This window comes from Mesorhizobium sp. RCAM 05104, assembly GCF_059683645.1.
Genome location: NZ_CM185033.1, coordinates 3,391,069 through 3,409,578, shown reverse-complemented (window position 1 = coordinate 3,409,578; position 18,510 = coordinate 3,391,069). Strand labels below are relative to the sequence as shown.

Here is an 18,510-nt window from a genome sequence, read left to right as displayed (position 1 = left end):
GTTCACCCGAAGAACAGGAATCCGGCGATCAAGAAGGTCGGGATCAGCACAAGGCCAGACCACGCCATGTAGCCGAAGAAGCCTGGCATTTTCACGCCACGATGCCTGGCAATGGCATAGACCATGAAGTTGGGTGCGTTGCCGATATAGGTGTTGGCGCCCATGAACACTGCGCCGGCCGAGATCGCCGCCAATGTCGGGGCGGCTTCAGTCATCAGATGCCGTGGATCGCCGCCGGCGAGTTCGAAGAACACCAGATAGGTCGGCGCATTGTCGAGGAAGGACGACAGCGCTCCGGTCAGCCAGAAATAGGCGAGGTCGTTGGGTTGGCCAGTTGGCGAAGTGACCAGCGCGACCAAGGGCGCCAATGCGCCTTCGTGGCCTGCCCTGAGGATGGCGACGACCGGCACGATACAGATGAAGATGCCGGCAAACAGTTTCGCGACTTCCGATATCGGGCCCCAGTTGAAGCCGTTCGCCTCCCGGTGGCTCTTGCGCGAGACGGCGAGCGAAAGGAAGGCGAGCGCCAGGATGATGGCGTCGCGCATCAGGTTCTGCAGCTCGAGGCTGACGCCGAGGATGGAGAAGCTCACGCCCGGCTTCCAGCTTGCCGACAGCAGGATCGCACCGATCACGCCGGCCAGGAGCGGAATGTTGGGCAGCCCCCGCAGGCGCACCGTCTTGTCCGGCGTGGGGTCCTTGATCTTAGGCGCGCCGGCTTCGCGGCCATGCAGGACGATGTCGATCGCCAGGAAGACGATCAGCACCACCCCGCTGACGAACAGCGTCTCGCGCCAGAGGTTCGTCGTTGTCCAGAAAAAGTCGACGCCGCGCAGGAAGCCAACGAACAGCGGTGGATCGCCCAACGGCGTCAGCGAGCCGCCAATGTTGGACACCAGGAAAATGAAGAAGATGACGACATGGGCATTGAACCGCCTGGCGTCGTTGGCGCGCAGGATCGGCCGGATCAGGATCATCGAGGCGCCGGTCGTTCCGATGATGGAGGCGAGAATGGCGCCGACCAGCAGCAGTCCGGCATTGACCAGCGGCGTGCCATGGATGTTGCCGGCGAGGAGGATGCCGCCCGAAATGGTGAACAGCGCGAACAGCAGGATGATGAACGACATATATTCGGTGAGCACGGTATGCAGCACGGCTTCGATGGCCGCGGGGGCACCGAATGCCGCGATCAGCGGCACCACCGCCAGTGCCGCCCAAAGCGCCGTGATCTTGCCGTAGTGATGCTCCCAGACATGGTGGAACAGCAGCGGCCCCGTGGCAATCGACAAGAGCAGGCCGGCAAAGGGCAGCGCCCACCACAGCGACATCGTTGCGCCGGGCAGGCCGTGTTCCTCTACCGCGAAAGCCTGTGCTGGAAACAGCAGCGCGACGGCGATCGCAGCGCCCGCCATCCCCCCTGTGACCCGCAAGAAGCCCCCCTGACGCCCCACTGTCCGTTCAGTCCGACAAATGGTCTTCGAGCGTCACGCCGGCGTCGCGTATGCGCTGCAGCATTGCTTCAAGCGAACCATTGAGATCGATGCCACGGCAGGCATCTAGGCGGACGGTGATCTTGAACCCCTGTTTGACGGCGTCCAGCGCTGAAAAGCCAACGCAGAAGTCGGTCGCCAAGCCGGCCAGGGTCAGCCTGTCGATGCCGCGCTCGCGCAGATAGCCGGCAAGGCCGGTCGGCGTCGTCCGGTCGTTCTCGAAGAAGGCCGAATAGCTGTCGATCTCCGACCGAAATCCCTTGCGGATGACAAGCTCGGCCTTGGTCCAGGCGAGGCCGGAATGGAAATCCGAGCCGAGACTGCCCTGGATGCAATGATCCGGCCACAGCGTCTGCTGGCCGTAGGGCATCTCGATCATCGTGAAGGGCTGCGAGCCTGGATGGCTGGAGGCAAAGCTCGAATGGCCGGCGGGGTGCCAGTCCTGCGTCAGCACGACATGGTCGGTTCGCCGGATCAAATCGTTGACCAGCGGCACGATCTCGTCGCCACCGGCAACCGCCAGCGCGCCACCCGGGCAAAAGTCGTTCTGCAGGTCGATGACAACAAGCGCTTCGTCGGCCATGGGGCTTCCTTGTGGGCTGTCCTGGGAGCGTGCTCCAGTGAAAAAGTGCCGCGGACGCGACCAGACGCAGAAACTTGACCAGATGGCCGGCTGCGTCAACCTCTGGCGACATAACAAATGCGTGCCGGCCGAGCTGCCGCAAACTCCGGCTTTGACAATTCCCGCCGGCTTGATATCATTTGCATACGAATGAATTTCGCCAACTCCGAGGCTGGCAAGGTCTTTCGAAACACCCATTTCTGGAAGACCCCCTTTTCTGGAAGGTAAAGCGTGATCCGTTACGCGAAACCCACCACGGTCGACGAGGCGCTCGCTCTGCTCGGCGAGGGCGCCTGGCGTATCCTTGCCGGTGGCACCGATTTCTACCCGGCACAGGGCAGCAAGCCCTTCCGTGACAATGTCCTCGACATCAATGGCCTGGCCGCGCTGCGCGGCATCGCCGAGACCGGCAGCCACTGGGTCATCGGCGCGCGCACGACCTGGACCGACATCATCCGCCATCCGTTGCCGCCGGCCTTCGATGCGCTGAAACAGGCGGCGGCCGAGGTTGGCTCGGCGCAGATCCAGAACGTCGCCTCGGTCGCCGGTAATCTCTGCAACGCCTCGCCGGCCGCCGATGGCGTGCCGGGCCTGCTGACGCTCGAGGCCGAGGTCGAGCTGCGTTCGGCAGCGGCGACCCGCCACCTGCCCCTGCAGGATTTCATTCTCGGCAATCGCCGCACTGCCTTGCAGGCAAGCGAGATGGTCACGGCAATCCGCGTCCCTAAGCCTGCCGCCTCCGGCATGTCGGCTTTCGTCAAGCTCGGCGCGCGGCGCTATCTCGTCATTTCCATCGCCATGGTGGCGGCACGTCTGGTCGTCGAGAATGGCGCTGTCAGGGATGCGGCCGTCGCCGCCGGCTCCTGCTCCGTGGTGGCCAAGCGGCTTGCCGGCGTCGAGGCCGCCTTGCGCGGGCTGGCTGTCGACCCCTCGCTCGCCGATGCGGTCCTGTCCGCGCCGATGGCTGAACTGTCGCCGATCGCCGATGTGCGCGGCAGCGCCGAATACCGGCTCGATGCGGTGCGCGAGATCGTTGCCCGCGCCGTGCTTGCCGCTACAGGGCAACTAGCAGGCGACAAGGTGGCCGCATGAGCGACACTCAGCCTGGCATGAGTTTGGATCGCGCCGACATCGCCTTCGAGGTCAATGGGGCCGCCATATCGGTCAACGTACCGCCGCTGCGCCGGCTGTCTTCCGTGCTGCGTGACGACCTGCGGTTGACCGGCACCAAGGTCGGTTGCGACGCCGGTGATTGCGGCGCCTGCACGGTGCTGGTCGACGGCGATCCCGTCTGCGCCTGCCTGATGTCGGCGGCTTCCGCCGCGGAGACGGTGATTACGACCGTCGAGGGGCTCGCCAACGGCCGGCTGTCGGCGTTGCAGGCCTCGTTCCTCGCCCATGGCGCCGCGCAATGCGGCATCTGCACGCCGGCCCTGCTTGTTGCAGCGACTGCGCTGCTCGACAAGAAACCCAACCCGACCGAGACCGAGGTGCAGGATGCGCTGGGCGGCATTCTCTGCCGCTGCACCGGCTACCGGAAGATCATCGCGGCGGTGATGGATGCCTCCTTGCAGGCAGCCGGCCTCGATTTCCGCTTGCCCCAATCCGGCCATGCGATCGGCTCCTCCCCGGTCCGGCTCGACGGTGTGCCGAAAGTCACTGGCGGTGAAAAATTCGGTGCCGATTCCTTCCCCGCCGATGCGCTGGCCGTGCTGGTGGTCCGCTCGCCGCATTATCACGCCAGCTTCGCGTTCGGCGATCTCGAAGGCTGGGCGAAGCAGCATCCAGGCATCGCCGGTGTGTTCACCGCGGCCGATATTCCGGGAAAGAACTGTTTCGGCGTCATCGGTCCGTTCGCCGACCAGCCGGCGCTGGCCGAAGGGTTTGTGCGCCTTCGTGGTGAAGCAGTGGCGCTGGTTGCCGGCGAGCGCGAGGCCATGCTCGATCTGGACCTGTCGGACTTCCCGGTGCAATGGACCGAATTGCCGCATCTCCTGCAGCCCTGCGAAGCGCAGGCCAGCGGTGCCAAGCTGATCCATGACAACCGCCCGGCGAACCTGCTCACCTCAGGCTTCGTCGAGCGCGGCGACCCCGAGGCGGCGCTTGCCGGCGCTGCCGTCACCGTGTCCGGCGCGATCGACACTTCCTATGTCGAGCATGCCTATATCGAACCGGAAGCCGGCTATGCATATCTGGACGGCGACACGCTGGTCGTCATCGCCTGCACCCAGGCACCCTATATGGACCGCGACGACACCGCCAAGGTGCTCGGCCTCGCCGCCGACAAGGTGCGCATCGTGCCGACCGCGACCGGCGGCGGCTTCGGCTCGAAGCTCGACGTGTCGCTACAACCGCTGATCGGGCTGGTGGCGCTGAAGACCGGACGCCCGGCGGCGCTCGCCTACACCCGCAACGAATCGATGATGTCGACCACCAAGCGTCATCCCTCGGAGATGAAGGCGACCATCGGCGCCGATGCCGACGGCCATGTCATCGGCATGATCTTTGCCGGCGATTTCAACACCGGCGCTTATGCCAGCTGGGGCCCGACCGTGGCCAACCGGGTGCCGGTGCACGCGTCCGGCCCCTATGCGACGCCCAACTACCGCGCCGAGGGCCGCGCCATCCACACGCATGGCCCGATCTCCGGCGCCTTCCGCGGCTTCGGCGTGCCGCAAGCGACGATCATGCAGGAGACGCTCTACGACGAACTGGCCGGCAAGCTCGGCATGGACCGGCTCGACTTTCGCTTGAAGAACTGCCTTCGGAACGGCTCCGAAACGGTTACCGGGCAGCGGCTGGACTCCGGCGTCGGCATCGCCGAATGCCTCGAATCCCTGCGCCCGCATTGGGCGCGCGCGAACGCCGATGCATATACATTCAATATTGCTAATATAAATAGAAAGCGCGGCGTTGGTATCGCTTCCTGCTGGTACGGCTGCGGCAACACCTCGCTGCCCAATCCGTCGACCATCAGGGTCGGCATCTCGCCCTCCGGCGATATCATCCTGCACCAGGGCGCCGTCGATATCGGCCAGGGCTCCAATACGGTCATAGCCCAGATCTGCGCCGACGCGCTTGGCCTGCCGCTGGAAAAATTTCAGCTGAGGAGCGCTGACACGGCGATCACCCCCGATGCCGGCAAGACATCGGCCTCGCGCCAGACCTTCGTCACCGGCAAGGCCGCCGAGAAGGCCGGCCGCGCCTTGCGCGAAAAGATCTTGCGCTTTGCCAATGTGTCCGAAAAGGCGTCCCTGCGGCTGGACAGCTCGGCGATCGTCATCCGCGAGGGTGACGCCGCCCGCCGTATCGAGCTTGCCGCTCTTGACGAGGATGCCGATGGCTTCGTCTTCCGCGCCGAGGAGACGTACGATCCGCCGACACTGCCGCTCGATGCCAAGGGCCAGGGAAAACCCTATGCGGTCTACGGCTACGGCGCGCAGATCGCCGAGCTGGAGGTCGACCTCAAGCTCGGCACGGTGAAGCTGATCAAGATCACCGCCGCGCACGATGTCGGCAGGGCGATCAACCCGCTGCTGGTCGAGGGCCAGATCGAGGGCGGCATCGCGCAAGGCATCGGCATGGCGCTGATGGAAGAGTACATTCCCGGCCGCACCGAGAACCTGCACGACTATCTCATTCCGACCATCGGCGACGTGCCGCCGATCGAGACGATCCTGATCGAGGTTCCCGACCCGGAAGGTCCGTTCGGCGCCAAGGGCCTGGGCGAGCATGTGCTGATCCCGACGGCGCCGGCGATCCTCAACGCCATCAGGCACGCCACCGGTGTCCTGGTCACCAAGGTTCCGGCGACGCCGACGCGTATCCGCGCCGCCATCCGCGACAAGGAGGCACGCCGATGAGCGAGCTTGCCGAACGCTTCGAAACCCATGATCCCGGCGAGAAGCTGGTGGCGGAGAAAATCCGCTGCGATGCCTGCCCGGTGATGTGCTACATCGCCGATGGCCGCACCGGCGCCTGCGACCGCTACGGCAATGTCGGCGGCAGGATCGTGCGGATGGACCCGCTGACCATCCTCGACCATGCGGCGGAGACCGGTGCCGCCGTGGTGCCGTTCGTCGCCGAGGGCGAGGCATGGGATGGCGAACTGGTCAATACCGGCCGCCGCTTCGTCACCGCCATCGGTGCCGGCACCACCTATCCCGACTACAAGCCGGCCCCCTTCATCGTCAGCCAGGAGGTCGAAGGCGTCGATCTCGTCACCGTCGTTACCGAGGGCATCTTCTCCTACTGCGGCGTCAAGGTGAAGATCGACACCGATCGTCATATCGGACCCGAAACGGCTGTCGTGCGATCGCAGGGCGAGGCGATCGGCCATGTCACCACGGGAGAATATGGTTCGCAGATGCTGTCGCTGGGCGGCGTGCATCATCTCACCGGCGGCTCCAAGGCGGAAGGCCGCGCCACCTGCGACGCGCTGCTCAATCTGTGCAACCGCAAGCCGGTGGAACTCGCCATCGACGGCGGTGCCACCATCATCGTCGAAGCCGGCAAGCCACCCGTCATCGACGGCAAGCAGGAACACCGTATGCGCGTCGGTTGCGGCTCGGCGACAATCGGCATGTTCGCCATGCAATGGCGCGGCCTCGTCGACGAGGTTGTGGTGGTCGACGACCACATCACCGGCGTCGTCTCCGAGCATCAGGCAGGCAAGGTGCTGGGCTGGCAGGATACCGGGATCAAGATCGTCGGCCGCCGTTCTACACCTGGCCGCTATTTCAAGGTATCCGAGCCCGGCCTCGGCTGGGGCGGCACCAGCATATCCGACCCGCTGTCGATCCTCGGCGAGTGGAACGCCAAGAAGGGCGCGCGGCCGGGCCTGTCGCTGCTGATGGTCTCGACCACCGGCGAGCAATTCGCCTATTACGAGCTCGACGATGAACTGAAGCCGGTGCGGAAGCCGTTTCCCGAGCGGCTGCAAAAGTCCGTCGGACTGATCGAGGAGAATTGCGAGCCGGCGCTATGCACCGTGTTGTTCATCGGCGGCGCCGGCGGATCGCTGCGCGCCGGCGTCACCGAGAACCCGGTCAATCTCACCCGTTCCGTGCAACGCTTGACCACCTATGTGACGGTCGGCGGCGCGCCGGTCTATGTCTGGCCGGGCGGCGGCATCACGCTGATGGTGGATGTCACCCGGGTGCCGGAAGGCGCCTTCGGCTATGTGCCGACCCCGGCGCTGGTGGCGCCGATCGAATTCACACTGCGCCGCGACGACTACATCAGGCTCGGCGGCTACGAGGCCGAGATCCGCAGCGTCGACGATATCGTTGCCAAGGGTGGCGAATATCTCAATCCACGCCGCGGCACGGATGCCGTGGCCGGCAATCCATGGCCGCCGCTGGCGCAATTGCACCGCACGCCGACGAACGGGGCCGGATGATGGATGGCCCGCAAGCACATTGGCTGCAGGACGGCAGGCGGCTGCATCTCAACCACGGGCCGATCGACCTGATCGTCGAGGCTTTTGGCGATGCGAGCGAATGCCGCCAAGCCTATGAGCAAGCGGTTGCGCGCTTCCAGACGATCCTGATCGAGTTGGTCGAGGAGCTTCCCGAATTGCGGCTCCCGGCGTTTTTCTTGGCGCCGCGTACCTTCGCCGGCCCGACGGCGCGCCGCATGGAAGCCGCCGTCATGCCCTTGGCGGAATGCTTCATAACACCAATGGCGGCCGTTGCAGGATCGGTAGCCGACGAAATGCTCGCCGCGCTGCTTGCCGGTCGCAAGCTCGATCGCGCCTATGTCAATAATGGCGGCGACAGCGCTCTCCATATCGGCAGGGGCCAGTCGATGGGCCTGGCGGTTGCCGGCACCGGCAACGGCATGGCGGACCGGATCACCATTCGCTCAGAAGATGGCGTTCGCGGCGTTGCAACCAGCGGCTGGCGCGGCCGCTCCTTCTCGCTTGGCATTGCCGACGCCGTCACCGTTCTCGCGCGGACTGGCGCCGAGGCCGATGCGGCGGCGACGCTCATTGCCAACGCCGTCGACCTGCCCGGCAATCCCGCCATCAAGCGCGTTCCAGCACACGAACTGTCGCCCGACAGCGATCTCGGCCCGCGCCTGGTGACACAGGCCGTCGGAACGCTTGCATTTGGCGAGGTGGCACGGGCGCTGGACAATGGCCTTGCCGTCGCCGAAGATTTTCGCCGGCGCGGGCTGATTGCCGGATCGGCGCTGTTTCTTGGCGGCGAGGCCCGCATCAGCGGCTCCGTCGCACTCGCCGCGCCCAACAAAATTCCAGGGAAGGAAGTTGCCCATGCCTGAGTTTCCGATCCGCAAGATCGCGGTGCTGACCGAAGAGATCTTTCACGAGGGCGGGCCGGTGGTCGCGGTTCCACGCCGGCGCGCCGCCGCGATGGCATTGGTCAAGAACCCGTTCGCCGGGCGCTATGTCGAGGACTTGCAGAGCGCCATGGATGACCTGAAGCCGCTCGGGCTGCTGCTCGCCGACCGGCTGATCGCGGCCCTCGGCGGCGACGTGAAACGGATCGACGGCTACGGCAAGGGGGCTATTGTCGGCACATCAGGCGAGCTGGAGCACGGCGCGCTGTGGCATGTGCCGGGCGGCTACGCCATGCGCGAGCGGCTCGGCGATGCCAAGGCGATCGTGCCGTCGGCGAAGAAGGTCGGCGCCTTCGGCTCGCGACTCGACGTGCCGCTCGGCCACATCAACGCCGCCTATGTGCGCAGCCACTTCGACGCCATGGAAGTCGGCATCAGCGATGGGCCGCGCCCCGACGAGATCCTGTTCTGCCTCGCCATGACCTGCGGCCCGCGCGTGCACGACCGCATGGGCGGCCTGGCGGCCAAGGATATCAAGGCCTGGGACGGGCTGCGGTGAGCGGCGAGGACAATCTGCTCAAGCTGGTCGAGGCCGAAGAGCCTGACGAAAACGACTATCGCCTGCAGGAGCAGGTCGGCTTCATCCTGCGCAAGGCGCATCAGCGCCATGTCTCGATCTTCGCCGCGCGTATCGCCGATCTGACGCCGCCGCAATTCGCGGCGCTCGCCAAACTGCGCGACGTCGGCGAGACCTCGCAGAATCAGCTCGGCACTCTGATCGCCATGGATGCGGCGACGGTGAAGGGCGTCATCGACCGGCTGAAGGCGCGCGGCCTGGTCGAGCTCTCCAAGCACGAGGTCGACAAGAGGCGGCTGCTGGTCAACCTGACCGCCGAGGGCCGCGACGCCGTCGAACGCCTGATCCCGCTGGCCCGCGAGATCACCCAGGAAACGCTGGCGCCACTCTCGGCCAAGGAGATCGCCACCTTCATGAAGCTGCTGGCCAAACTGGCCTGAGCGGAAATAATCGGTTTCATTCCAGGTGGAGCAGGCTGGATCGCGATCAGAGCCTGAACGCCTCCGAGGAAAGCTCCTGCAGCTTCGAAAAGACACCCTTGCCGCCTGATATCACCAGCGTCCCGTCCTGCAGCACCGTCTTCGGATCGGGCTTGACGATTTTGCCGCCGGCCTCCTCGATCAAAAGCATGCCGGCCAGGCAATCCCAGGCGTTCATGTGCTGTTCGACATAGCCAAGCAGCCTGCCGGCGGCGACATAGGCAAGCATCAGGGCACCGGACGCGTTGCGGAAGAAGACGCCGCCTTCGGCCAGGAGCATGCGGATCAGCACGGCGACATGTTCGGTTTCCGCCCGGTTTGAGAATCCGGTCCCGACCGACCCTTCTTCCAGGCTGGTGGCCGCGCTTGTCTTGATCGTCTTGCCATTGACGAAGGCGCCGCCGCCGAGCCTGCCATGGAAGGTCTCGCCGGTCGACGGCTCGTGGATGACGCCAACGACCGTCTCTCCGTCCCTGGCGCAAGCGATCACCACGCACCAGGCCGGGATGCCGCGCACGAAATTGGCGGTGCCGTCGATGGGATCGATGACCCAGACATAGCCGGTCGAGCCAGCGACCGAGGCATGTTCCTCGCCAACGATGCCGTCTTGCGGATAGTCCTTGGCAATGGCGGCGCGGATGAACAGTTCGACCTCGCGATCCGCTTGCGAGACCAGGTCCTGATGACCCTTGCTCTCGATGGTCAGGCTGTCGAGGTCGCGGAAGTATTTCAGGCCGAGTTCGCCGGCCCTCCGCGCCAGATCGATGGCGAACTGCACGCGTGCGTCGAGATCATGTGTCACGGGAAAGCTCGCTCTTGCCTATGGATGCACCGCACTTAGCAGAGCATCGATGTCGGCAAAAGCGCTTGGCGGCCGATAAATTTCAGGCCGCCTGCGACAGCGATTTGTGTGCCTCGGCCAGGATCTCGAACGACCTCACCCGGGCCGTATGATCGAAGATCTGCGCGGTGACCATCAGCTCATCGGCGCCGGTGCGGTGGACAAAGGCGTCGATGCCTTGCCTGACCGTTTCCGGGGACCCCACGACGGCGCAGGACAGCGCCTGGTCAAGCATGGTCTTGGCCATCGGATCGAGATCGCGGTCATAGTTCTCCACCGGCGGCGGCAGTCTTCCGGGCCTGCCGGTGCGCAGATTGACAAAGGCCTGCTGCAGCGAAGTGAACAGCAATCGCGCCTCGGCATCGGTGGGCGCGGCAAAGACGTTGAGGCCGAGCATGACATGCGGCTTGTCGAGCTGGTCCGACGGCTGGAAGCGCGAGCGGTAGATATCCAGCGCATTGTCCAGTTCCGCCGGCGCGAAATGCGAGGCGAACGCATAGGGCAGGCCAAGCATGGCGGCGAGTTGGGCGCCGTAGAGGCTGGAGCCGAGAATCCAGATCGGCACGTTCTGGCCCTCGCCCGGCACGGCGCGGATGCGCTGGCCCTCCTCGGCCGGCCGGAAATAACCCATCAGCTCGACGACGTCCTGCGGGAAATTGTCGACCCCGGCCTCGAGGTTGCGGCGCAGCGCCCGCGCGGTGCCCATGTCGGTGCCGGGCGCGCGGCCAAGGCCGAGATCGATGCGGCCCGGATGCAAGGCGGCCAGGGTGCCGAACTGTTCGGCAATGACCAGCGGCGAATGGTTGGGCAGCATGATGCCACCGGCGCCGACGCGAATGGTCCTGGTGCCACCGGCGACATGGGCGATGACGACCGCTGTGGCAGCACTGGCGATGCCCGGCATGTTGTGATGCTCGGCCAGCCAGTAGCGCTTGTAGCCCAGCCGCTCGGCATGGCGGGCAAGATCGAGCGAGTTGGCGAGCGACTGCGAGGCATCGCTGCCTTCGACGATCGGCGACAGGTCGAGGACGGAAAGGTCAGTCATGCGTTGGTCTCCACGATGTTCTTTTCGCGCAGCCTGGCTTCGAAGGCGGCGCGGTCGGGAATGACGATGCCGAGTTGGCCTTGCAGCGTGTCGGCGAGCTCGGCTTCCGTGGCTATTTCCTTCTGCTCGCTGCGGCCGCCAATGTGGTGGATCGACAGGCGATTGCCGCGCAGTGCGTAACGTTTGTCCGGCAAGGCACGCGCGGCGAGGATCGAAGAGAGGAAATGCGATGTCGGGTTGGTCGACAGGAAGTAGTTGGTGACGGAATAGTCGACTTCATATTGCGGCTGCAGGTCGAAGCGGTAGAGCGAGCGCCAGTCGCCGCCGATGGCCGCCTGCAATCGAAAATGATCGTCTGTCTCGACGATGCGGAAGGTCTCGTGCGGGGTCGTCTGCTCGCGGCCCGGATCGAGCAGCAGCGGCGCGGTCAAGGTCAGGCCGCCGAACCCGACATCGGCGATGACGGTGCGGCCGTCGAGTTCGACGCGTAGCAGCATGTGGCCGCGCGCGGTGATGGCGTCTTCGCGCTGGCCCCAAAGCACCCGCGCGGCAAGGCCGCCGACCTGAAAACCAAGCGCCCTCAGCGCATGCATAAAAAGCAGATTGTGTTCGAAGCAATAGCCGCCGCGACCGCCGGCGACGATCTTGTCCTGCAACGAGGCGAGGTCGAGCCGAACCGGCCTGCCGAGGAACGGATCGATGTTCTCGAAGGGGATGGCCTGCGGGTGCATGAGATGCAGCGCCTTGAGCGTGTCCAGCGACGCATCCCTCGAACCGGCATAGCCGATGCGCGTGAGATAGGCGTCGAGATCGAAGGGGGTATCGCTCATGGGACAGGCACCGGCATTGACTGGCCGGATATAGGCATTCGATCCGGGTGCCGCAAACACGGTCCGCCGATTATGCGGGGGCCTTGCCGCCCTCCTCGGTCGGTTCCTCCACAACCACCGCCGTCTGCTGCGCGGCGAGAAAATTGCCGACATGGCTGAGCCCGTCGAAATGATCGCAGAACACCTTGATGACAACCAGCAGCGGCACCGCCATCAAGGCACCGACGAAGCCCCAGAGCCATGACCAGAAGGCAATGGCAATGAAGATCGCCACGGCGTTGATCTCGAGGCGCCGGCCGACCACCATGGGTGTGACGAACTGGCCTTCGACGATATCGCACAACAGCACGAAGGCCGGCGCCAGCAGGGCATAGGAGATGGTGTCGAAGCTGATCAGCGCCATGATCGCGACAAGCACGATGGTCATCAGTGCTCCGACATAGGGCAGGAAGTTGAGCAGCGCCGCAGCCACGCCCCAGACCAGCGGGTTGGGCATGCCGAGCGCCCACAGGCCGAGACCTATGACGGTGCCGAGGCCGACATTGATAATGGCGACGGTGAGCAGGTAATGCGAGATTTCGCGCTCCACGTCATAGACGACGCGCAGCGCCCGCTTCTTTTCGCTGAGGCTGGCGAAGGACTGGATGATCTTCTCGTAGAACATCGTGCCGGAGGCGAGCAGGAACAGCGACAGCACGAAGATGATGGTGAGGCTTGTCCCCGCCGACAGGATGTTGCTGGCGGCCGCCGACAGGATGCCGGACTGCGCCACCGCCACCTTCTGTATGCCCGGCTCCTGCGAGGTCTGGGTCATCTGTTCGACCTGATGCGAGATCTGCATGATCCTCTCGAGCGGACGCCGCAATTGTGCCAGTCGCTCGGTGAGCTGCTGGCCGATCGACGAGGTGTTGTTGAGGAGGTCGATGACCGGGCCGCTGAGCAGGTAGCCGGCGCTGACGAAAACGCAGATCGACAGCAGCACCAGAAGGGTCGCCGAAACCACTTCGGGAATGCCGCGCTTGCGCAGCAGCCGGACGATCGGCGTCAGCGTCAAGGCCAGCAGGAAAGCGAGAATCACCGGCATGAAGAAGGCGCGGGCGAAGTAAAGCGCATAGATGGTCATGAACACAAAGATGCCGACGAGCAGCGAACGCATCAAATGCGTGTCCGCGCGTGCCTCGACACGCGGATCCGGCTCATCGGCAACGCCGGCGCCAGAGGCAGCGGGTTCGGCTTTCATCGTGGTCCCTCGGCGGCGCACCGCAATTGGTGCAATCCGTCGACGGAAAACGCCGGCGTGGCTTCAAGGTTCCGTTAGCCGGCATTGCCCCGCGATGAGGGCGCTGCCGTCGGTTTATGCGGCAGGCGCCGTCACCGCCGGCGCGGACTTCGCCGTTTCCTTGCGCACGATCGGCGCCACCCTGGTGCCGTAGAGTTCGATCGCCTTCATGATCTTGGCATGCGGCATGACGCCGATCGCCATCTGCAGCAGGAAGCGATCGTTGCCGAAGATCTTGTGCTGGGCGACGATCTTCTCGGCCACCTGCTCTGGATTGCCGACGAACAGTGCGCCATTGGGACCGCGCGACTGGTCGAAATGCGCCCGCGATGTCGGGCCCCAGCCGCGCTCGCGGCCGATGCGGTTCATCACCTCCGCCTGGGGGCCGTAGAAATCATCGGCCGCCTGTTCCGTGGTTTCTGCAATGAAACCGTGCACGTTGATGCTGGTGGCGAGGCCCGCCGGATCACTGCCGGAGCGCTTGGCGGCCTCGCGATAAAGGTCGAACAGCGGCGTGAAGCGCGCCGGCTCGCCGCCAATGATGGCGAGCGCCAGCGGCAGCCCGAGCGCGCCGGCCCGCGCCGCCGACTGCGGCGTGCCGCCAATGGCGATCCAGACCGGCAGCCTGTCCTGGAACGGCCGGGGATAGACGCCGCGATCGTTGATCGGCGCACGCAGATTGCCGGACCAGGTGACCTTTACCTGATCGCGGATGGCAAGCAGCAGGTCGAGCTTTTCGGCGAACAGCTCGTCATAGTCCTCCAGATTGTAGCCGAACAGCGGGAAGGATTCGACGAACGATCCGCGCCCGGCCATGATTTCGGCGCGGCCACTCGACAGAAGGTCGAGCGTGGCAAACTGCTGGAAGACGCGAACCGGATCATCGGAGGACAGTACGGTGACCGCGCTGGTCAGCTTGATGAGCTTCGAGCGCTCGGCGGCCGCGGCCAGCGCCACCACCGGTGCGGAGGCGGCATAGTCGGGCCGGTGATGCTCGCCGAGACCAAAGACGTCGAGGCCGACCTGATCGGCCAGTTCGACCTCCTCGATCAGATTGCGCAGCCGCTCGTGCGGGCCGATGGCGCCGGGGCCCGGCTGCGGGCTGACGTCGGCGAAGGTGTAGAGACCGAGTTCCATGTCATGTCATCCTGGTGTTGGGCTTTTCGCGCTAGAGGTAGCGATCGGCCCGCTTCGTCGCCAGAGGGGCGGACTGTGAACAGTGAATGTCCCAAAAAGCCGTCTCCCGGCTGCAACAAGCCAGAATTTCATGGCTGGCATACCGATTTGGCGCTTGAACTCTTGGCATTCGCGCGTATGTAAGCCTCGCGAATTGACTTCAGGGAAGTGGACTTGGCTATCTACAGGGAAAAAGATATTTTCGAGCGGCGCAATGCCGCGAACGAGGCAAAGAAGGCGCTTCTGGAGCGCTTCAAGTCAAAGCCGGCGGCAGATGATCCTGCGGTGCAGGCACGACAGGCCGAACGCAAGGCAATCCTCGAGGCGCGCCAGATACGCGAGGCCGAGAAGGCAAGGCTGAAGCAGGAAAAGCTGGCTCGCGAAGCGGTCGAGAAGGCCGAGCGCGAGGCGGCGGCCGAAGCGGCACGCATTGCAGCCGAAGAGGCGGCACAGGCGGAGGCCAAGATTCGGGAAGCCGAAGAAAACGAGCGCATCGCCCGTTTGCTGGCCGACGAAGCCGAACGCAAGGCCAAGCGCGACGCGCGTTATGCGGCGCGCAAGCAGCGCACCGGCAGAACGCCTCCGGGCTTCTCCGCCCGCTAGCGCCTTCACGGCCACGCGCCGAATTGAGTTGAGATCAGGGTCGCCTTGCAGCGGCCCTGAAAGCGTTTGTCTTGAAGGCAGGCTCAGGCCGCGAACTTCAACCCCATGATGCCGCAGACGATGAGCGCGATGCAAGCCAGCCTGATCGCGGTGGCCGGCTCGCCGAGCAGCCAGATGCCGAGCAGAGCGGTACCGACAGTGCCGATGCCGGTCCACACCGCGTAGGCGGTGCCGACGGGCAGCACCTTGAGCGCCAGGCCGAGCAGGGTGAGGCTGACGATCATCGAAGCCACGGTCAGGACAGTCGGGACCAGCTTCGAGAAACCATCGGTGTATTTGAGGCCGATTGCCCAGCCGATCTCGAACAGGCCGGCAAAAAACAGCAAGATCCACGACATCGGGAACGCTCCGTCCGAGCATCGTCCGATGCTCGATCAAGGGATGGCGGGTCGTCCCGCCCTGATTTTGGGGAGCGCGAGGTCGTCCCCGCCACGCCAATATGGGAATCTCGCGCGCCCGATCAACAACGGCCGGCGACATGACAATGTTGCCGGCCGTCATCCCGTCCAAGACGGATTGGCCGGACTTACTTGTCCTTGAGCTTCATCGCCTTGACCGGCGGCGCCTTCAGGGCCGGAGCCGGGGCGGGCTTCTTGGCGTCCTTCTTCGGCTTGCGGGCCTCCTTGCCTGCCTTCATCGCACCTTTAGCCATGATTCGTTCCTCCGATTGTGGGAAGCGAAGTGAAACAAGAGAATCGCCCGACCGCAAGGGGCTGCCACCGCTCGCTCGCGCTGGCCCTCCGCTGTCAACGGGTTTTCCCCTCGTAAAGCGGTTCGGACCATGTCATGCTGTTTATCGCACTGCAGCATCAGCCTGGATTTTCGCCGGGCGACTGACGGGCAGGCAGGTCAGGACGACAATGCGAATCCACATCGGCTGCGAGATGAGCTTCGACTTTCCACAGGAAACGCCGCTCATCGCGATGCTGAATGTCCACTATTCCCGCGCATCCGATCTCGAGCGGCCGGATTTCTTGACCTCCAACCCGCCGGTGCCGATCGAAAGCTATCGCGACAGCTTCGGCAACTGGTGCAACCGGTTCGTCGCCCCGCCCGGACGCTTCACTTTCGGCACCGACGCGGTGATCCGCGACCCCGGCACCTTTGAGATGGGCGACCTGATGGCCTGGCAGCACGAGGTGCGCGACCTGCCGTCGGAGACGCTGCTGTTCCTGCTGCCCAGCCGTTTTTGCGAGAGCGACCTGCTGGCGAGCGAGGCGTGGCGGTTGTTTGGCCACACGCCGCTCGGCATCCCGCGCGTGCAGGCGGTCTGCGACTTCGTTCACAATCATATCGTTTTCAGCTACGGCAATGCGCGACCGACGCGCACCGCGGCGGAAGCCTATCGCGAGCAGAGCGGTGTGTGCCGCGACTTCGCCCATCTTGCCGTTACCTTCTGCCGGGCGCTCAACATCCCGACGCGCTACTGCACCGGCTACATCAGCGACATCGGCATGCCAAAGCCTTGGTCGAGCATGGATTTCGCCGCCTGGATGGAGGTCTATCTCGGTGGCCGCTGGCATGTCTTCGACCCGCGCAACAATGCGCCGCGCATCGGCCGCGTCCTCATCGCCTCCGGCCGTGACGCCGCCGACGTGCCGCTGACCCATATCTTCGGACCGGGCACGCTCGCCGGCTTCAAGGTGTGGACCGACGAGATCGTCGAGTAGGCACCACCCTGAACGACTGGCCGGTTCGTGCGTTGTGGATGGCTGTGGAGCTTCGACAGGGGCTCCGCTAGGCTCGGAACTCCAACAGGGAACACACGATGGCCGGTCATGGCGGATCGAAAAGGGTCATCTACGCGGCGCTCGCCGGTAATCTCGCCATCGCGTTGACCAAGTTCGCCGCCGCCTTCTTCACCGGCAGTTCGGCGATGCTGTCGGAAGGCGTGCACTCGCTGGTCGACACCGGCAATGGCGGGCTGCTGCTCTACGGCATGCACCGTGCAGCCCGCCCTGCCGACCGGACGCATCCGCTCGGTCATGGCCGCGAGCTCTATTTCTGGAGTTTCATCGTCGCCCTTCTCGTCTTCGCGCTCGGCGCCGGGGTCTCTTTATACGAAGGCGTCATCCACATCATGGCCCCCGAACCGGTCGCCAACGCAAAGGTGAACTACATCGTTCTCGGCCTTTCCTTCCTGTTTGAAGGCAGCTCCTGGCTGGTCGCGCTGAAGGCGTTCCGCCAGCAGAAGGGCAAACAGGGTTGGCTGCGGGCCGTGCAAGCGAGCAAGGACCCGAGCGTCTACACCGTGCTGTTCGAGGACAGCGCAGCCCTGCTCGGCCTGATCGTCGCCTTCGCTGGCATCCTGGCGGCGGAATTGCTCGACATGCCTGAGCTCGATGGCGCCGCTTCGATAGGCATCGCGCTTATCCTCGGCGCGACGGCGATTTTCCTGGCGCGCGAAAGCAAGAGCCTGCTTCTGGGCGAACCGGCCTCGCCCGAAGTGCAGAAGCAGGTGCTGGCCATCGTCCAGCAGGACCCGGCGGTGCAGCGGGCGAACGGTGTACTGACGCTGCATATGGGACCGGCGGAGATTGTCGCTGGCCTGAGCATCGAATTCGAGGATCATCTGACGGCGCCGGAGATCGAAGCCTGTGTCGAGCGCCTCGAGAAACGGCTGAAGACAGAGATGCCGGAGATCATGCGGCTGTTCGTCAAGCCGCAGACCACCGGCACCTGGGAGCAGCGGCGCAAACTGCTCGTATCCGCATCCGATCCGGCTCTGGACTAGCGCAGTGCCGTTGCCTCGCAGCCTTGGCCCGCTATGATCCAAGGGTGGATTTTGGAGGAGCGGCGATGAAGATCGACGGCGGCTGCCACTGCGGCGCCATTGCTTACGAGGCGGAGGTCGACCCGGAAAAGACCTCGATCTGCCACTGCACGGATTGCCAGCAACTGACCGGCACGGCTTTTCGCGTGACGGTTCCGGCGCCAGAGGATCATTATCGGATCACCAAGGGTACGCCGAAGATCTATACCAAGACCGGGGCGAGCGGCGCCAAGCGCGCCCAAGCCTTTTGCGCCGACTGCGGTTCGCACCTTTACGCCACGTCGGTCGGAGATGGCCCAAAGGTCTATGGAATTCGAGTGGGAACCGCGCGGCAACGCGAGGATTTGATCCCCACACAGCAGAAATGGCACCGCTCGGCGCTGCATTGGCTGCCGGAATTTCACGGTATGGCCATCGTCGAGGAGCAGTAGC

Annotated in this window: 19 protein-coding genes; 10 read left to right on the top strand and 9 right to left on the bottom strand. The window is 64.8% G+C overall.

Annotation, left to right across the window (positions count from 1 at the left end; genetic code table 11):
• Window positions 1-2: 2 nt before the first annotated feature.
• Window positions 3-1,412 carry a sodium:proton antiporter gene (locus tag AC56QP_RS16675; protein WP_489858929.1) on the bottom strand — a complete coding sequence of 470 codons (1,410 nt, stop codon included), beginning with the start codon at window positions 1,410-1,412 and terminating at the stop codon, window positions 3-5.
• A gap of 46 nt (window positions 1,413-1,458) precedes the next feature.
• Window positions 1,459-2,073, bottom strand: coding sequence for a bifunctional nicotinamidase/pyrazinamidase (pncA, locus tag AC56QP_RS16670; protein WP_489858930.1), 615 nt, complete (start codon window positions 2,071-2,073; stop codon window positions 1,459-1,461).
• A 270-nt stretch (window positions 2,074-2,343) separates the two neighbouring features.
• Here pncA and AC56QP_RS16665 point away from each other — a divergent pair, with 270 nt between their 5' ends.
• The 6 genes from AC56QP_RS16665 to AC56QP_RS16640 are packed head-to-tail and all read left to right on the top strand — an operon-like array spanning window position 2,344 to window position 9,432.
• Window positions 2,344-3,204: an FAD binding domain-containing protein gene (locus tag AC56QP_RS16665; RefSeq protein WP_489858931.1), complete on the top strand. Its 861-nt coding sequence runs from the start codon at window positions 2,344-2,346 to the stop codon at window positions 3,202-3,204.
• The gene (locus AC56QP_RS16660) at window positions 3,201-5,975 is read left to right on the top strand and encodes a molybdopterin-dependent oxidoreductase (RefSeq protein WP_489858932.1); all 2,775 of its coding nucleotides are present in this window, start codon (window positions 3,201-3,203) and stop codon (window positions 5,973-5,975) included. The genes AC56QP_RS16665 and AC56QP_RS16660 overlap by 4 nt, the downstream gene beginning before the upstream one ends.
• Window positions 5,972-7,513: a 6-hydroxynicotinate reductase gene (locus tag AC56QP_RS16655; protein ID WP_489858933.1), complete on the top strand. Its 1,542-nt coding sequence runs from the start codon at window positions 5,972-5,974 to the stop codon at window positions 7,511-7,513. Before AC56QP_RS16660 ends, AC56QP_RS16655 begins: the two co-directional genes overlap by 4 nt.
• Window positions 7,513-8,397 (top strand): UPF0280 family protein, encoded by an 885-nt coding sequence (locus AC56QP_RS16650; protein WP_489858934.1) that lies wholly within the window; start codon window positions 7,513-7,515, stop codon window positions 8,395-8,397. The genes AC56QP_RS16655 and AC56QP_RS16650 overlap by 1 nt, the downstream gene beginning before the upstream one ends.
• Complete coding sequence (locus AC56QP_RS16645; RefSeq protein ID WP_489858935.1) at window positions 8,390-8,974, top strand: amino acid synthesis family protein; 585 nt, start codon at window positions 8,390-8,392, stop codon at window positions 8,972-8,974. The genes AC56QP_RS16650 and AC56QP_RS16645 overlap by 8 nt, the downstream gene beginning before the upstream one ends.
• Complete coding sequence (locus AC56QP_RS16640) at window positions 8,971-9,432, top strand: MarR family winged helix-turn-helix transcriptional regulator (protein WP_091575693.1); 462 nt, start codon at window positions 8,971-8,973, stop codon at window positions 9,430-9,432. Before AC56QP_RS16645 ends, AC56QP_RS16640 begins: the two co-directional genes overlap by 4 nt.
• Before the next feature lie 46 nt (window positions 9,433-9,478).
• On the opposite strand, the gene AC56QP_RS16635 is transcribed toward AC56QP_RS16640, so the two are convergent.
• The 5 genes from AC56QP_RS16635 to AC56QP_RS16615 form a co-directional block, all read right to left on the bottom strand.
• Window positions 9,479-10,273 (bottom strand): inositol monophosphatase family protein, encoded by a 795-nt coding sequence (locus tag AC56QP_RS16635; protein WP_489858936.1) that lies wholly within the window; start codon window positions 10,271-10,273, stop codon window positions 9,479-9,481.
• A gap of 82 nt (window positions 10,274-10,355) precedes the next feature.
• Entirely contained in the window at window positions 10,356-11,357 is a 1,002-nt protein-coding gene (locus tag AC56QP_RS16630; protein WP_489858937.1) for an LLM class flavin-dependent oxidoreductase, read from the bottom strand.
• Window positions 11,354-12,187: an arylamine N-acetyltransferase family protein gene (locus tag AC56QP_RS16625; protein WP_489858938.1), complete on the bottom strand. Its 834-nt coding sequence runs from the start codon at window positions 12,185-12,187 to the stop codon at window positions 11,354-11,356. The genes AC56QP_RS16630 and AC56QP_RS16625 overlap by 4 nt, the downstream gene beginning before the upstream one ends.
• A gap of 70 nt (window positions 12,188-12,257) precedes the next feature.
• Window positions 12,258-13,427: an AI-2E family transporter gene (locus AC56QP_RS16620; RefSeq protein WP_489858939.1), complete on the bottom strand. Its 1,170-nt coding sequence runs from the start codon at window positions 13,425-13,427 to the stop codon at window positions 12,258-12,260.
• Window positions 13,428-13,541: 114 nt separating this feature from the next.
• Window positions 13,542-14,603: an LLM class flavin-dependent oxidoreductase gene (locus AC56QP_RS16615; RefSeq protein WP_489858940.1), complete on the bottom strand. Its 1,062-nt coding sequence runs from the start codon at window positions 14,601-14,603 to the stop codon at window positions 13,542-13,544.
• 213 nt (window positions 14,604-14,816) lie between these two features.
• Between AC56QP_RS16615 and AC56QP_RS16610 the strand changes: the two genes are divergently transcribed.
• Window positions 14,817-15,245, top strand: coding sequence for a DUF6481 family protein (locus AC56QP_RS16610; RefSeq protein ID WP_091575699.1), 429 nt, complete (start codon window positions 14,817-14,819; stop codon window positions 15,243-15,245).
• 83 nt (window positions 15,246-15,328) lie between these two features.
• On the opposite strand, the gene sugE is transcribed toward AC56QP_RS16610, so the two are convergent.
• Both sugE and AC56QP_RS16600 read right to left on the bottom strand, forming a co-directional pair.
• Complete coding sequence (gene sugE / locus AC56QP_RS16605) at window positions 15,329-15,643, bottom strand: quaternary ammonium compound efflux SMR transporter SugE (protein WP_256752438.1); 315 nt, start codon at window positions 15,641-15,643, stop codon at window positions 15,329-15,331.
• Between the two features lie 188 nt (window positions 15,644-15,831).
• Window positions 15,832-15,957 carry a hypothetical protein gene (locus AC56QP_RS16600; RefSeq protein WP_013528464.1) on the bottom strand — a complete coding sequence of 42 codons (126 nt, stop codon included), beginning with the start codon at window positions 15,955-15,957 and terminating at the stop codon, window positions 15,832-15,834.
• A 208-nt stretch (window positions 15,958-16,165) separates the two neighbouring features.
• Between AC56QP_RS16600 and AC56QP_RS16595 the strand changes: the two genes are divergently transcribed.
• The 3 genes from AC56QP_RS16595 to AC56QP_RS16585 all read left to right on the top strand — a co-directional run bounded on the left by AC56QP_RS16595 (window position 16,166) and on the right by AC56QP_RS16585 (window position 18,509).
• Window positions 16,166-16,975 (top strand): transglutaminase-like domain-containing protein, encoded by an 810-nt coding sequence (locus AC56QP_RS16595; protein WP_489858941.1) that lies wholly within the window; start codon window positions 16,166-16,168, stop codon window positions 16,973-16,975.
• 98 nt (window positions 16,976-17,073) lie between these two features.
• Window positions 17,074-18,039, top strand: a complete 966-nt coding sequence (locus AC56QP_RS16590; RefSeq protein ID WP_489858942.1) for a cation diffusion facilitator family transporter — start codon at window positions 17,074-17,076, stop codon at window positions 18,037-18,039.
• A 65-nt stretch (window positions 18,040-18,104) separates the two neighbouring features.
• Window positions 18,105-18,509 carry a GFA family protein gene (locus tag AC56QP_RS16585; RefSeq protein WP_489858943.1) on the top strand — a complete coding sequence of 135 codons (405 nt, stop codon included), beginning with the start codon at window positions 18,105-18,107 and terminating at the stop codon, window positions 18,507-18,509.
• Window position 18,510: the final 1 nt, after the last annotated feature.

Coding starts and splice junctions, on each gene's coding strand:
- AC56QP_RS16585 (WP_489858943.1), top strand. CDS start 18,105: ATGAAGATCGACGGCGGCTGCCACTGCGGCGCCATTGCTTACGAGGCG.
- AC56QP_RS16625 (WP_489858938.1), bottom strand. CDS start 12,187: ATGAGCGATACCCCCTTCGATCTCGACGCCTATCTCACGCGCATCGGC.
- AC56QP_RS16595 (WP_489858941.1), top strand. CDS start 16,166: ATGCGAATCCACATCGGCTGCGAGATGAGCTTCGACTTTCCACAGGAA.
- AC56QP_RS16645 (WP_489858935.1), top strand. CDS start 8,390: ATGCCTGAGTTTCCGATCCGCAAGATCGCGGTGCTGACCGAAGAGATC.
- sugE (WP_256752438.1), bottom strand. CDS start 15,643: ATGTCGTGGATCTTGCTGTTTTTTGCCGGCCTGTTCGAGATCGGCTGG.
- AC56QP_RS16590 (WP_489858942.1), top strand. CDS start 17,074: ATGGCCGGTCATGGCGGATCGAAAAGGGTCATCTACGCGGCGCTCGCC.
- AC56QP_RS16650 (WP_489858934.1), top strand. CDS start 7,513: ATGGATGGCCCGCAAGCACATTGGCTGCAGGACGGCAGGCGGCTGCAT.
- AC56QP_RS16675 (WP_489858929.1), bottom strand. CDS start 1,412: ATGGCGGGCGCTGCGATCGCCGTCGCGCTGCTGTTTCCAGCACAGGCT.
- AC56QP_RS16600 (WP_013528464.1), bottom strand. CDS start 15,957: ATGGCTAAAGGTGCGATGAAGGCAGGCAAGGAGGCCCGCAAGCCGAAG.
- AC56QP_RS16620 (WP_489858939.1), bottom strand. CDS start 13,427: ATGAAAGCCGAACCCGCTGCCTCTGGCGCCGGCGTTGCCGATGAGCCG.
- AC56QP_RS16630 (WP_489858937.1), bottom strand. CDS start 11,357: ATGACTGACCTTTCCGTCCTCGACCTGTCGCCGATCGTCGAAGGCAGC.
- pncA (WP_489858930.1), bottom strand. CDS start 2,073: ATGGCCGACGAAGCGCTTGTTGTCATCGACCTGCAGAACGACTTTTGC.
- AC56QP_RS16615 (WP_489858940.1), bottom strand. CDS start 14,603: ATGGAACTCGGTCTCTACACCTTCGCCGACGTCAGCCCGCAGCCGGGC.
- AC56QP_RS16660 (WP_489858932.1), top strand. CDS start 3,201: ATGAGCGACACTCAGCCTGGCATGAGTTTGGATCGCGCCGACATCGCC.
- AC56QP_RS16655 (WP_489858933.1), top strand. CDS start 5,972: ATGAGCGAGCTTGCCGAACGCTTCGAAACCCATGATCCCGGCGAGAAG.